The organism is Pseudomonas sp. C321, from assembly GCF_055407105.1.
In genome coordinates this window covers 76,700-88,713 of the sequence record NZ_JBUZRB010000014.1, presented here as the reverse complement: position 1 = coordinate 88,713, position 12,014 = coordinate 76,700, and the positions used below count along the sequence as shown (strand labels likewise).

14 protein-coding genes and 1 pseudogene are annotated in these 12,014 nt (G+C 60.5%); 10 read left to right on the top strand and 5 right to left on the bottom strand.

The window, feature by feature from the left end:
- Positions 1 to 32: 32 nt before the first annotated feature.
- Together ACZRJ6_RS25390 and ACZRJ6_RS25385 are read right to left on the bottom strand one after the other, a co-directional pair.
- Entirely contained in the window at positions 33 to 3,062 is a 3,030-nt protein-coding gene (locus ACZRJ6_RS25390) for a Tn3 family transposase (RefSeq protein ID WP_065761565.1), read from the bottom strand.
- Complete coding sequence (locus ACZRJ6_RS25385) at positions 3,046 to 3,648, bottom strand: recombinase family protein (protein WP_010465829.1); 603 nt, start codon at positions 3,646 to 3,648, stop codon at positions 3,046 to 3,048. Before ACZRJ6_RS25385 ends, ACZRJ6_RS25390 begins: the two co-directional genes overlap by 17 nt.
- 191 nt (positions 3,649 to 3,839) lie before the next feature.
- On the opposite strand from ACZRJ6_RS25385, the gene ACZRJ6_RS25380 reads away from it, so the two are divergent.
- From ACZRJ6_RS25380 to ACZRJ6_RS25335, 10 genes and pseudogenes are all read left to right on the top strand, one after another.
- Positions 3,840 to 4,217 (top strand): type II toxin-antitoxin system RelE/ParE family toxin, encoded by a 378-nt coding sequence (locus ACZRJ6_RS25380; RefSeq protein ID WP_003151133.1) that lies wholly within the window; start codon positions 3,840 to 3,842, stop codon positions 4,215 to 4,217.
- Positions 4,198 to 4,533: a helix-turn-helix domain-containing protein gene (locus ACZRJ6_RS25375; RefSeq protein ID WP_001172026.1), complete on the top strand. Its 336-nt coding sequence runs from the start codon at positions 4,198 to 4,200 to the stop codon at positions 4,531 to 4,533. The genes ACZRJ6_RS25380 and ACZRJ6_RS25375 overlap by 20 nt, the downstream gene beginning before the upstream one ends.
- 14 nt (positions 4,534 to 4,547) lie before the next feature.
- On the top strand, positions 4,548 to 4,883 hold the full coding sequence (locus ACZRJ6_RS25370; RefSeq protein ID WP_020303034.1) for a hypothetical protein: 336 nt from the start codon (positions 4,548 to 4,550) through the stop codon (positions 4,881 to 4,883).
- A 23-nt stretch (positions 4,884 to 4,906) separates the two neighbouring features.
- Positions 4,907 to 5,233 carry a hypothetical protein gene (locus ACZRJ6_RS25365; protein WP_000091614.1) on the top strand — a complete coding sequence of 109 codons (327 nt, stop codon included), beginning with the start codon at positions 4,907 to 4,909 and terminating at the stop codon, positions 5,231 to 5,233.
- Positions 5,230 to 5,610, top strand: coding sequence for a hypothetical protein (locus tag ACZRJ6_RS25360; protein WP_001054412.1), 381 nt, complete (start codon positions 5,230 to 5,232; stop codon positions 5,608 to 5,610). The genes ACZRJ6_RS25365 and ACZRJ6_RS25360 overlap by 4 nt, the downstream gene beginning before the upstream one ends.
- A 117-nt stretch (positions 5,611 to 5,727) precedes the next feature.
- Entirely contained in the window at positions 5,728 to 6,966 is a 1,239-nt protein-coding gene (locus ACZRJ6_RS25355; RefSeq protein WP_169873118.1) for an HD-GYP domain-containing protein, read from the top strand.
- Positions 6,967 to 7,170: 204 nt separating this feature from the next.
- On the top strand, positions 7,171 to 7,485 hold the full coding sequence (locus ACZRJ6_RS25350) for a lysozyme family protein (protein WP_200661102.1): 315 nt from the start codon (positions 7,171 to 7,173) through the stop codon (positions 7,483 to 7,485).
- Between the two features lie 63 nt (positions 7,486 to 7,548).
- Positions 7,549 to 7,773: a hypothetical protein gene (locus tag ACZRJ6_RS25345; protein ID WP_463897848.1), complete on the top strand. Its 225-nt coding sequence runs from the start codon at positions 7,549 to 7,551 to the stop codon at positions 7,771 to 7,773.
- 29 nt (positions 7,774 to 7,802) lie between these two features.
- Positions 7,803 to 8,129 carry a TrbM/KikA/MpfK family conjugal transfer protein gene (locus tag ACZRJ6_RS25340; protein ID WP_019410167.1) on the top strand — a complete coding sequence of 109 codons (327 nt, stop codon included), beginning with the start codon at positions 7,803 to 7,805 and terminating at the stop codon, positions 8,127 to 8,129.
- Between the two features lie 145 nt (positions 8,130 to 8,274).
- Positions 8,275 to 8,469, top strand: a pseudogene (locus ACZRJ6_RS25335) (phospholipase D-like domain-containing protein); the annotation flags it as partial.
- A 72-nt stretch (positions 8,470 to 8,541) separates the two neighbouring features.
- Here the strand turns inward: ACZRJ6_RS25335 and ACZRJ6_RS25330 are convergent.
- The 3 genes from ACZRJ6_RS25330 to ACZRJ6_RS25320 form a co-directional block, all read right to left on the bottom strand.
- Entirely contained in the window at positions 8,542 to 9,645 is a 1,104-nt protein-coding gene (locus ACZRJ6_RS25330; protein ID WP_019410168.1) for an FAD-binding oxidoreductase, read from the bottom strand.
- Between the two features lies 1 nt (position 9,646).
- A complete protein-coding gene (locus ACZRJ6_RS25325) occupies positions 9,647 to 10,714 on the bottom strand; it encodes an aromatic ring-hydroxylating dioxygenase subunit alpha (RefSeq protein ID WP_019410169.1) in 1,068 nt (355 codons plus the stop codon).
- A 186-nt stretch (positions 10,715 to 10,900) separates the two neighbouring features.
- Positions 10,901 to 12,013, bottom strand: coding sequence for a DUF2817 domain-containing protein (locus ACZRJ6_RS25320; RefSeq protein ID WP_019410170.1), 1,113 nt, complete (start codon positions 12,011 to 12,013; stop codon positions 10,901 to 10,903).
- Position 12,014: the final 1 nt, after the last annotated feature.

Here is a 12,014-nt window from a genome sequence, read left to right as displayed (position 1 = left end):
GGGGTTGTACGCCGGAATCCCAGAAATTTCCGTCAGCCCAGCTCCAGTCCCGCCACGAGCGCATCCAGGTCGATGAACTTGCCGTCAGTCTGGAAGGTGTAATGCCCGTTCAGCAGGATGTGCCGCCAGGCCGCTGGCGACATCTGCGTGATCAACGCCAGCGCCTTGGCATTGCCAGCTGCCTCGTACTTCGTCAGCAGCAGGGACAGGATCGCCGAGTTGTAGAAGATGATCGCGTTGCCGATCAGCCTGGCGCACTGGTTGCTGATCTCGATTTCGATGTCGGTGCGGCCGGTCAATTCCTTCTTCCCACCGACTTGGGCGATGGTCGAGCGTAGCTGGTGATAGGACTCAATGCGGTTCTGCGAGCGGTGAACATTACGCTCCAGTTGCGGGTCGCGCAGGTAGCGCAGTGTGTAGATACTGCGGATGAGCTTGTCGAACTCGAAGATTGCGCGCCGCGTCGGGTTCGGCGCCGTATAGGTGCACAGCTTGCGGATCAGCGTGCCCTGCGTCATTTCCTTCAGGCCCAGTGTGGCGACGATTCGGTCGATGTTCGCCTTCTCACCGACGATGAGTTGCCGGTCGATCTGGCCAGCCGGCCGGATCAGGCATTTCTCGTACAATGCCAGATCATCGGCGCAATACAGCTCCTGCAACTGGTCGTCGAGGTCGGTGAAGCGCGGCTCGAAACGAAGTCCGAACCAGTGCAGGATGGCGAAGTTGGCCTTGTTGATGCTGTGCATGTCGCCGGTGATCGCGCTCGGCACGATGTCCGACGTGTTGCGGTACCAGATGTCGAACACGTGGTGAGCCTCGTACTCGTGTGCGCCTATCAGGTAGCCGTTCAACGGCACGTGATTGCACAGCAGCGTGTAGGCGACGACGCCCTTGCCGCGGCCGAAATATTTGCGCGAGTAGCGCGCCTTCACAGTTGGTCGCTCGACGCCGAATTTCTGCCCATCAACGGCACCGTACAACGAATCGAGGTCGAACGAGTAATGCGGGAAGATCGGCAGTGCGGCGATGGCGTTGCTGATGCAATCGTTGGCCACATGTAGCGTCGCCTGGCGCAGGTACTGCTGGTAGGTACTCTCCAGGACGTGGTACGGGATGTCGCTGGTACGTGCCATAACCTGGTTGCCGTGGTTCATGGCTTGGGCAATGATCACCGCCATCAGACTGTCGGCGTCGGCTACCTTCTTCGCATAGCGTGGCTGCAATGGTGTCAGCGCCGACAGGAACTGGCACTGGCCGTTGACGAAGCGAAACACGTCGGCGACATCGCAGTATGGCAGTTGCTCGTAGAGAGCTTGCTCGCGCGCCTTCTGGTTCTCCCCCTTGGGCTTGCGCCAGGTCAGTCTCTGCGTGTCCTTGTCGTATTCCAGGTGCGTCAGCTTGCCCTGTTTCAGCTCGCGATTGAACGCCACCCATTGCGCACGCAACTCGGCCGCCAGTGCATCGAGCTGGGCACTGACCGGCTGCCGCAGGAAGGGGATGTCCATCTGCGCGAGCACGGCGGCTTTCTCGTCCATCGAAACCAACTCGTCGGACAAATGCCGGTGCTGCAAGCTGTCGTCAATGTAGAGCTCGCCCGCCTGGAAGCGTTTCCTGACCTGACGGTAAAGCCAGAATTCGTAACGATCGGCATGCAGGCCTGTCGGCGTGCCTTCGGCATCGAACATCAGCAGGTACGGACGCAAGCGTTTCGGCAGCGTTGCCGCCGGACATTCGTCGAGTGGCCGTTGTGATAGGCGCTGCTGCTTGGCGAACACGCTCTTGGCCCAAGTCAGCGCCGCGAGCCATGGGTTATCGGGGGCCGTGCCGGCGAAGTCGAGCGCGACGTACAGCGGCCGTAGATGGCGTCGAATGCGTTCGGCCAGGCCGTCCACCGCCTGCCAGTGCAGCGCCAGTTTGTTCAGTGGCTTGACGCTCATGCGCTGCGCCGTGTTTTGCAGCAATTCCCTGGACATGATTTTGTAGGCGCGTTGGCGCACCTCGCCGAACGGCGTCGGATCGGCCACGCTGTCGTCCACGTACAGCGACAGCAGGCGGCCAACCTGCGGCGTTTCCTGATGGCGTCGCAGCTGTTCGGCGACAAAGGACTGTTTCGCACCCGTGCGGCTCTCGTCCTCAAGTTTTTTCATGTGGAAGGCCATCGCGTCGACCAGGTTGTCGGTGAGCTGCCGGTAACGTACCCAGGCATAGCACAGCAGGTAGAGCCGGGTCTGCTCCGCCTTCAGGTGGCGCAGGTCATGGACGGTATAGAAGTTCGCCAGGCTCGCGTAGTACAGCAGGTTCTGCTGCGAGATGCCGAGCTTGGGCAGCAGCGCCTTGGCGATCCCGTGCAAGGACTTCAGCGTGGCGCGCTTCTCGCGCTCCCCTGCCATCTGACGCCAGCCGAAATCTTTAGCGTCCTGCTTGAGCGCTGCCAGTTGAGACAGGGTGTCGTCACGCACCAGGAGCTGGCCCAGCGCAGCTTTGGCCGATTCGTCCAACACTTCTGCCAGCAAGCCGCCCAAGCGCCTGCGTTCGGTGGACAGGGCTTCACTGACCAGCTCTTGTAAGGTGGTGTGGCCGGGCCGGATGATTTTGTGCTCGCTGAGCCAAACGATCAGTTCGGCGGCCACGAATCCTGGCATTACGTCGCGCCGCACGATCTGTTCAGCCTGCTGTGCCAGTTGCGGCAGGAAGCTAGCCGCCCACGACCGGTAGCCGAACAGTTCGGCGATCTGACCCCTCTGGCTGTAGTGCTCATGCTTGGTGATCGCCTTGCGTTCGAACGCTTCGCCGTGGAAATAGCGACTCAGCACGAAGGCGCAATCGTCCTCGACCTCATGCCAATCGAAGCGGAAGAAAGCATGCTTGGCCTTGAAGTAGCCGATCTGCAAGACGCAATAGACTTGGGCCTGCAGGCTAGGCCGGCTGCTGGCGAACGCCAGTTCAGATTCGGCCAACGCCAGGTATTCCAGCCGCTGAGCATCGTCGAAGTCCGGTAGGCCGTACAAGGCTTCCTGCTCTGCGTCAGAAAAGACGGTGAGTAGCTTATTCTTGTTGCTCATCGACCGTCCTTCCCGCACCACGCCAACCTGCTCGCGTCAATGTTTCGATCAACGTAGTGCGCTTGACATTGAAGTTGCGGCACACCGCCGCCTTAGACATGCCGCCATCGAGCGCGGCGACGATGGCGTCCAGCTTCTCACCAGTGATCGCCTGCGGCCGGCCGCCGATCCGGCCGCGTTTGCGTGCGGCGGCCAAGCCCGCGACGACGCGCTCCTGAATCAAGGCGCGCTCGTACTGCGCGAGCGCACCGAACACCTGGAACAGGAATTCGCCCGAGGGCGTCGTAGTGTCCAGGTTCTCTGTCAGCGAGCGGAACGCCACCCGCTTGTCCTTGAGCGAAGTCACAATGGCGAGCAGGTGCGACAGCGAGCGACCGAGCCGGTCGAGTTTCCACACCACCAGCACATCGCCGGCTCGAACGAACTCAAGCGCCCGCGCCAAGCCGGCACGGTCATCCTTCGCGCCAGAGGCACGATCCTCAAACAGGTGACGCGGATCGACGCCGGCGGCGAGCAGCGCGTCGCGCTGCAAGTCCGTGCTCTGGCGGTCGGAGTCCGACGACACGCGCATGTAGCCAACCAACATAGGCGGATAACCATCAAAAACAGGTTTCCGCATAATAGTGAATAGCGATAGAGTTTTCCGTACATTTTTGAGGGGGTGTTGCACAGGTAGCACAGCGGCGGCTGACAGCCTGTCGCAAAACAAATGTTTTACGACACCTCCTTGAGGTTGCCGCGTTTACATCATTACCTGAACAGGTATAAAATTCCGTCATGACAAACAAAGAAAAACCGCTCGAATGGATCGCGAGCAGCCACAAGGATTTGATGGCGTTGCCGTCCGACGTGCGTCGCCGTTTCGGTTACGCGCTCTCGTTGGCGCAGATAGGCGATCAGGATGACGCAGCAAAGGTGCTCAAGGGGTTCGGTGGTGCCGGCGTGCTGGAGGTCGTCGAAGACGATGCCGGCGGCACCTATCGAGCGGTATACACGGTCAAGTTTGCGGAAGCGGTGTTCGTCCTGCACTGCTTCCAGAAGAAGAGCAAGAGCGGAATCGCCACGCCAAAGGCCGACATGGACATCATCCGCGCTCGGCTGAAGGTGGCCGAGGTATTGGCACAGGAGCTACGAAATGCAAAAACGAATCATTGAAGGCGTCGAGGTTCAGCGCAGCTCGGGCAACGTCTTTGCCGACCTTGGACTGCCTGACGCTGAAAAGCTCAAGATCAAGACCGGCCTGGTGGTCGAGATCAGGAGGGCCATGCGCGCCCTTGGGCTGACTCAACAAGCGGCGGCCAAACGCATGGGCATCCCGCAACCGAAGGTGTCGGGCATGATGCGCGGCGACTTCACCAATCTATCCGAACGCAAGCTGATGGATTGTCTGAATCGCCTCGGCTACGACATCGAAATCAAGGTACGGCCAGCAGCCGAGCCGATCGGGCATCTAACGCTCGCAACCGCTTAATCGGAGCCCTCCTGATGGCAGCCCGCATCACCGACGACGAATGGGACGAACTGACTCCCGAGAATTTCGATACCACGGCACTGCTGCGTGCAGTCGATGCCGTGGACGTGCTGCGCGGCGATTTGAATGACAGCGCAGACGGCGCACCTCCGCAACTGCGCACCGACCTGTTGAAGCTGCATCAACTGGCAATGGCCGCGTTCAACGAGAGATCACGCAGCCGAGTGGCTGAGCTATTTGATCTCGCCGTGGATCTTCAGGATCAGGTTGATCATCTGATGACCTCGCTGGAACAAGTGCAAGAAACCCTGTCCCGGTTGACGGCGCTCTACCCAGAAAGCCTGTCCTGAATGTTCTTGGAGACAACCACATCATGAGCCGCAGCCGCCGCAAAACGCCCATCGTTGGGCACACGACCTGCCGTAGCGAGCGCGAGGACAAGAAACTCTGGCATCAGCGCTGGCGAACCCACGAGCGCACCGCGCTGGCCAGCGCGTCGCCGGAAGCTCTATGCGCCCATCTGCCTCTACTGGAAAACCAGGTCAGCAACGTCTGGTCGATGGGTAAGGATGGCCGCTCCTACTGGCCCATCAAGCGCCAGGCCGCCACGGCGGATCGCATTGCCAACCACAAGGGACGCAATCCGCAAGAGCGCGCCTCCCTGAAAAAGCGTCTGCTGCGCAAGTGGATGAGCAAATGAACCTGTCCACCATCGAGGCGCTGGCTATCGCTTGGGCGCGAATCGCTGAAGAAGCAGAACTCCCAGCCGGCTACGAGGGCACGGCGACGCCAGAGGCGCATCGGGCCTGCGAGGTGATCCAGGAGCGGATTCGAGAGCACGTCGTCGCCACCAATGACATGCGGCTGTTCGGCCTGCTGCACCTGCTTGGGCAGGCGTCGCTGCGCATGGAGCAAGCGCTGTGGCCGGAAGAATATGCGCGGATGACCCGCGAGGTCGAGGAAGCTCTCCGAGAGGCCGACGACCCCAACGCCAAGTCGTACACCCACGAAGAAGTCATGCAGGCGATGCAGGAACGCATCGACCGAGCGCGAGACAAAGCCATGTTGATCGGCTGACGGAAATTTCGGCGGTTCCGGCTGATCCAAGAATCTTGGCGTGACCTTACCTCCGCTCTACCGCTGGGTGCCAGCCTCGGCGCACGCCTAACCACCCAACTCAGAAAGGAAAATAAGTTGGTAAAACGCATTCCCGTATCCGAGCTTCGTCTCGGCATGTACATCCACAAGCTCGCCGGCTCTTGGGTTCGACACCCATTCTGGCGCGGCAGCTTCCTGCTGACCGAGCCTCAGGATCTCTCTGCCATTCGAGAATGTGGCGTCGGGGAGGTCTGGGTCGACTTGGCCAAAAGCCAAGTCGACCCAGAGAGCCCAGAGAGCCCAGAGAGCCCAGAGCCCAGAGCCCAGAGCCCAGAGCCCAGAGAATTGTCGGAGGAGCAATCTCTGCCGTCTAGTCCACTAAGCAAGAAAAGTGACGGCGCAACCTCAATGGAGAGCGAAATGTGTTATGCACGGAAACTCTGTCTTGCGGCCAAGTCCCAAGTCATGGACATGTTCCAGGAAGCCCGGCTTGGCAAGGCCGTCGACCCAAGCACGACGTTGCCGCTGGTCGGAGAAATCGCTGCCTCGGTGCTGCGCCAACCTCATGCCCTCATCAGCGTCGCACGCATCAAAACGCACGACGATTACACCTACCTGCACTCGGTTGCCGTCTGCGCCCTGATGCTATCGCTGGCCCGGCATCTCGATCTAGACGAGGAGCAAACGCGCCTGGCTGGCATCGGCGGACTGATGCACGACCTAGGCAAGGCCGCGATGCCGCTGGAAGTGCTTAACAAACCAGGCAAGCTCACCGATGCCGAGTTCGCCATCATGAAGCGCCACCCTGTGGAGGGCGCAAAGATGCTGCGCGCAGGCGGGGCCGAGCCCGGGGTGGTGGACATTGCCCTGCACCATCACGAGAAGATCGACGGAACCGGCTACCCGGATCGCTTGGCCGGTGACGCCATTTCACTCCTGGCCCGCATGGGCGCAATCTGCGACGTCTATGATGCCGTGACGTCGGAGCGAGCCTACAAAAAGCCGTGGGACCCGTCCGCGGCGATGCGGCAGATGGCCAAGTGGGAGGGCCATTTCGACAAACGCATCTTCCACGCCTTCGTCAAGGCCGTGGGCATCTACCCCGTCGGCTCCTTGGTTCGCCTGTCCTCTCAGCGTCTGGCCGTTGTCGTTGAGCCGGGAATGGAATCACTGCTGACTCCCAAGGTTCGCGTGTTCTTCTCGCTACGCTCGAGAGAGCCGATCCCGATGCAGACCATCGACCTGGCGGCCACGAGTTGCAAGGACAGTATCACTGGCCCCGAAGACCCGACGCTCTGGAACTTCAAGAACCTCGACGACTTGTGGATGGAATAGCCCCCACAAAACGACGGCCCCGTGAGGGAGCCGTTGAACATCGTCGAGCGATGCCCGTCCAGGGAGGGATGGCCGAGCTCGATTCTCCAGAAGGTAGCTGGTGACACGAGTGTTGAGCCCACCCAACTAGGGTGACGGAAATTTCTGGGGTTCCGGCTTACATCCCCTTTCTCGGTCGGTATTGGCCAGCTCCTGGTGACGAACATGCGGGCTCTCGGCCTGAGCTACGCCCAAGCGTTTGAGCCGTGCCGCAACCTGCAGGCGATTAGCGAGCTGATGGTCAAGAACTACACCAAAGCCCTGACCGCGAATCCGAACCCACAAGAAGCCCTGCGCGACTCGCTCTCGATGTACTACAGCGGGAACCCTGTACGTGGTTATCGCCCGGACAAAGAGGGTGATCTGTCCTACGTGCAGAAAGTTGTGGTCGGTGCCCTGAATCCTTCGAGTGCTGATCCGATTGTGCCTGCTGTGGAGGCCACTGCAGGCGATGAGGCGATACCCGTAGCGGTTGCATAACCAGGGGCACGAAAAACGCCTGTGCGCGCTCGTACAGCTTCGTCAAAACATAGTGACCCATGGATGATTGTGACCGACGAAAACGGCCAGGCACCGCAACCCGCTCAACAGGCTGCGATGCAACCGGCTAGCCCTGAGCAGTCAAGGATTCAAGTTGCGCTGGACACTGGCGATGCCGCGCCGGTTGAACAGTTCCAACGCTTCGCTGATCCCAAACCAGCCGCTGCGCTGGCATCCGGCCAAGGGCAAGCGCAAGTCGAGCCATCTTTCGTACAGATCATCAATTGAATTTCTCGCACGCGAGAAAAGGGGGATTTATGCAAAAACTTCCATCCGTTTTTTTGCTGGGAGCGTTATTGCTGTCAGGTCCAGCCGTTGCTGATGAACCGGTCCAGCCGCCCTATGGCCATGACAGTAACCCCGACGCTTGCGGTGCTGTTCTTTGTCTACTTGGCATGACCCGCGATGGTGACTGCGACAAGTACATCCAGAAATATTTCAGTATCAAGCGTTACAAGCACGGACATTTCAGTCCTTCGCGCACGAAAGCCGCACGGGGGGAGACTGATGAGTCCTGCAAGGACGATGAGGGTTTGACTAAAAAGGCCAACGATATTTGGGGGCCTGTAGAACATGGTTTCTAGAGTTTTCAAGCCACTGGCGTTGACGATGGCACTGGTCGCGGGGGGCAGCCTGCAAGTGCTGGCCCTGGCTGCTGACAACGAGGGCGACGCAAGCCGTCGCATCGAGGTCGGTTTCTAGCCCGAGGGCTCTGCACAGAAACTAGTCTTGCGCACCATTTACGCGGCCACCAGCTCTATCCGCGTTGCTGCGTACGTCTTCACCAGTCCAGACGTTACCCGAGCGCTGGTTGCCGCCAAGCAACGCGGTGTTGACGTGGCGGTGGTCGCCGATCACCGCAGCAACCTCGAAGAAGCGCGCTCAACTGCTGGGCGCCATGCCCTGACGCTTATAGCCAAGACGGGTACCCAAATATTGGATCTGATTTTTCGCGCCCAGCATCAGACACGCGGCCGACTTCGCCTACAGCGCTTACTATTGGCGCAGTTGCACCGTGATCGCACTGGTGGGCCGCGTGCAGCACAACAGGATGTCACCGTTTTGCGGAGCGTCCAGCGGGTCGTCGAAGTACTCGACCGTACCTTCGCGCAAGCTCACCTGGCAGGTATTGCACAAGCCCGCCCGGCAATTGAACGCCGGAGTCAGGCCCGCCTGTTCGGCCAATTCGAGCAATGAATGGCAGTTTTCATCCCAGGCTACGCGGGTGCCGGACGGCATGAAGCAGACACTTACGGCACCGTCCTTTGCCACAGGTTCGCTCAGCGTCGGCTCAGGTGGCGGCGCTGGACTGACGTCGTCTTCCTCAAGCACCGTCGCCGGGCCAAAAAACTCGTAATGAATTCGTTCGCGGGCCACCCCAAGGCTGCGCAACAGCCGCCAGTTGGCCTGCATGAAAAGTCTGGGGCCGCACAGGTAGATATCATAGTCGTCCAACGGCAGCAGGCTTTGCAGGGTTTGGCGACTAATCAGGCCCTGGCTGTGAAAGCGGTCACGATCCGCCTCGCTCGGATTGCGATAACAGAAGTGCACTTCAATGCCCGGGCGCCGGTCGGCCAGGGCCAGCACTTCATCGCGAAACCCATGCACCGCGCCGTTTTCGCAGGCGTGCAGAAAGTGCACCGGGCGCATCGACTGGCCGCTCAGGCGATGCAGCATGCTCAGCATGGGCGTCAAACCGACGCCGCCGCTGAACAGCACCACCGGCCTTGGACTTTGCTCGTCCAGCACAAAGGTGCCGGATGGGCCTGCGATGTCGAGTACGTCGCCAACCCGCACGCCGTCGTGCAGGTGGTTGGAACCTTGTCCGGCCGGCAGGTCTTGGCGATCGAACGGGGCGGGTTCACGCTTGACCGAAATTCGTACCTGGAGCGGGTTGTCCGTGAAGGCACTGACGCTGTAGTTACGCAGCACTCGAGTGCCGTCGCCCAACACCAGCCGCACCGTGAGGAACTGCCCCGGACGAAAGTCCATGGGTGCAGGACCGTCCTGCGGCGCGAGGACGAAGGAGGTAATGACCGCGCTTTCCGGCGTTTTCTCGATCACCCGCCAAGCCTTGAAACCTTGGGGTTGGCTGCTCATCTCAAACCCCCGCTGTTTGCGGTCTGGCCTGTACCAGCGGGATCAAGTCCGCAGGTTGTTCCTGGGCAATCAATTTGGCCAGGTTACGCCGGAAACGCAGGGGTCCCGAGTCGGAGGCCAGGTCGATATTGGGGCTGCACTTGTTGGCCATGCCTTGATGGACGGCGGCGAGCACCACGCGGTCTTCGGCGAAAGCGTGACGTACGTCCTCATCGAACTGGCGCGAGACTTCCTCGTTGTCCTGGTCGAAGTTGCGCACCTGGAACCAGTAGTAGCGGGTGGTGGATTCATCGATGGGGGTCATGAAGTTGTAGGAGTTCATCAAGAACACCTGTTCGTGCACCGGCCCGGCATCCGATCCGGTGCCGGCCGGGGTGAAGATGGCCTTGATGATGGCCTGGGCCGGGTAGTGCACTTCGTAATGCTGCTTGCGGTCACAGTTGCCGCTGAACTTGACGAACTTGGCGTAGAACGGCGCCACTTCGATGTCGCGCATCCACCGCGACACGATCACGCCGACGTCTGTCACCGTAGTTTGCAGCGGCTCCTGGGCGCATGCGGCGCTGCCAAAGGAGGACTGGTGAACCCAGGCCACGTGGGAGGGGTCGAGCAGGTTGTCGGTCATGTACAGGTAGTTGCAGGGGATGACCATGCTGTCGCCACGATTCAGGCCCCAGGCCGGATCGCCCCATTCGGGCACGTGGCAAATCTTGCTGGCGTCGGCCAGCTCGGCATCGCCCATCCAGATCCAGATCAGGCCGTAGCGCACGGCCAGCGGATAACTGCGCACCTTGGCGCCTTGGGGAACGTGCTTACTGCCGGGGGCGCGCACGCAACTGCCCGAGCAGTCGAAGGTTAGGCCGTGGTAACCGCATTCGATGTCGTCACCTTGGCGCCGCCCTAAGGACAACGGCAGTTTGCGATGCGGGCAGGCATCTTCTAGGGCGACCGGGGTGCCATCGCCTTTGCGGTAAAGCACTACCGCCTCATTCAGCAGCTTGACCGCAAACAGTTGCTCACCGAGTTCGGTTTCACTGGCGGCGACATACCAGGCGTTGCGCATAAACATGGGGTCTCTCCTTATTATTCTTCGGATCGTGGCTAACGACGTATCCAGAATACGAGAGGCCAGTTGAGTAAGAATAGATGGATAAAACTGATATTTGGTTTAGGTTCTCTTAAGTGTTTATCGCGTCTCCACGAACATCTCCTGTGGGAGCTAGCTTGCTCACTCCCACACTGGGTGCTGTGCGTTTTACAGACCGCCGCGCGTGCCTATCGCGGACAACGCCCGTTCCCAGATCTGCCGCGTTCGCACCCACACCAACTCTTGCCAGTCGCTGTCCGCGGGGAAGAATTGTTCAAGCAGTTGCAACTTGATCTGCCGTGCTTCGGGGCCGGTTGGGTCGCCGTGTAGGTGCAGCCACTGATCGTCGCGCAGCACCGCATGGATTTGTTGACCAGGGTAGGTGCCGCACTCGATCACGAACGGCATCAGTTGCACATGAGGCAAGGCGTTGATGATGGCCTGGGAGGTGTAACCGGTGGCAGTGGCAGCAACGCCGGTGTCACTCTGGCTGTTGGCGCTGGTCATCAGGGTGAACAGCCAGGGCCCGAACAACACCTGGGCCTGGGGCAGTGCCGGGTACGAGGCCTGGGCAATGGTCATCAACATCGGATGGCCATAATCGCCCGCGCCGGTGTGCAGGTCGAAGCACATCGCGACCTCGGCGTGTGCCAGGTGTTCGCCGAGGATCCGGTGCAGGGTCTGGTTCGACCAACTTGAGCTGTTACCGCCGTAGAACAGGCCATCGGGATGGCGATACTGACCGGCCTCGACAATCGACATCACCGCCGACCAGCCCTCGCGGCTGATCCGTTCATTGAGCTGGGCATCGGCGCGCTCACGTTCGGGGCCACGCAGTTGGGTACAGGTGTAGATCGGGTGCAGAGTTTCATAAGCCGCGTTGTCGGGTGGTGTCTTAGTGAAGTCCAGGTAGTTGCGGTTGAGGTCGATGTTGTCCTCGTTGACCCGACGCATCCAGGCCGTGCCCCACGGGTTGATCAAGTGGATCATCAGTACCGCGACGTCGTCGGGCAGGCTGCGCTCGCTGAAGGTTTGCAGCCATTGGCGCTGGCAATCCGAGCCGTAATAACCTTCCACGCCGTGGGTGCCGCTCAAGGCCACCAACACCCGTTTGGCCTGGGGGTTGCCGAGCAGGGCCACATCTGTGCCCAGGGCCTCGGCGAACGGGCCGCGCAATGGGTGCGGGTAATGGCTAAGACGGGCGCCGACGGCCTCGGCGGCGGCGAGGAATTGTTCACGCTGCTGGGTAAAGCTGCGGTGTGATGGAAAACCGTTACTCATG

Excerpts from the sequence above, each read along its gene's own strand:
- ACZRJ6_RS25340 (WP_019410167.1), top strand. The coding sequence starts at position 7,803 with ATGCAAAAACTTCCATCCGTTTTTTTGCTGGGAGCGTTATTGCTGTCA.
- ACZRJ6_RS25385 (WP_010465829.1), bottom strand. The coding sequence starts at position 3,648 with ATGTTGGTTGGCTACATGCGCGTGTCGTCGGACTCCGACCGCCAGAGC.
- ACZRJ6_RS25390 (WP_065761565.1), bottom strand. The coding sequence starts at position 3,062 with ATGAGCAACAAGAATAAGCTACTCACCGTCTTTTCTGACGCAGAGCAG.
- ACZRJ6_RS25345 (WP_463897848.1), top strand. The coding sequence starts at position 7,549 with ATGATTGTGACCGACGAAAACGGCCAGGCACCGCAACCCGCTCAACAG.
- ACZRJ6_RS25320 (WP_019410170.1), bottom strand. The coding sequence starts at position 12,013 with ATGAGTAACGGTTTTCCATCACACCGCAGCTTTACCCAGCAGCGTGAA.
- ACZRJ6_RS25325 (WP_019410169.1), bottom strand. The coding sequence starts at position 10,714 with ATGTTTATGCGCAACGCCTGGTATGTCGCCGCCAGTGAAACCGAACTC.
- ACZRJ6_RS25330 (WP_019410168.1), bottom strand. The coding sequence starts at position 9,645 with ATGAGCAGCCAACCCCAAGGTTTCAAGGCTTGGCGGGTGATCGAGAAA.
- ACZRJ6_RS25365 (WP_000091614.1), top strand. The coding sequence starts at position 4,907 with ATGAGCCGCAGCCGCCGCAAAACGCCCATCGTTGGGCACACGACCTGC.
- ACZRJ6_RS25380 (WP_003151133.1), top strand. The coding sequence starts at position 3,840 with ATGACAAACAAAGAAAAACCGCTCGAATGGATCGCGAGCAGCCACAAG.
- ACZRJ6_RS25350 (WP_200661102.1), top strand. The coding sequence starts at position 7,171 with ATGCGGGCTCTCGGCCTGAGCTACGCCCAAGCGTTTGAGCCGTGCCGC.
- ACZRJ6_RS25370 (WP_020303034.1), top strand. The coding sequence starts at position 4,548 with ATGGCAGCCCGCATCACCGACGACGAATGGGACGAACTGACTCCCGAG.
- ACZRJ6_RS25360 (WP_001054412.1), top strand. The coding sequence starts at position 5,230 with ATGAACCTGTCCACCATCGAGGCGCTGGCTATCGCTTGGGCGCGAATC.
- ACZRJ6_RS25375 (WP_001172026.1), top strand. The coding sequence starts at position 4,198 with ATGCAAAAACGAATCATTGAAGGCGTCGAGGTTCAGCGCAGCTCGGGC.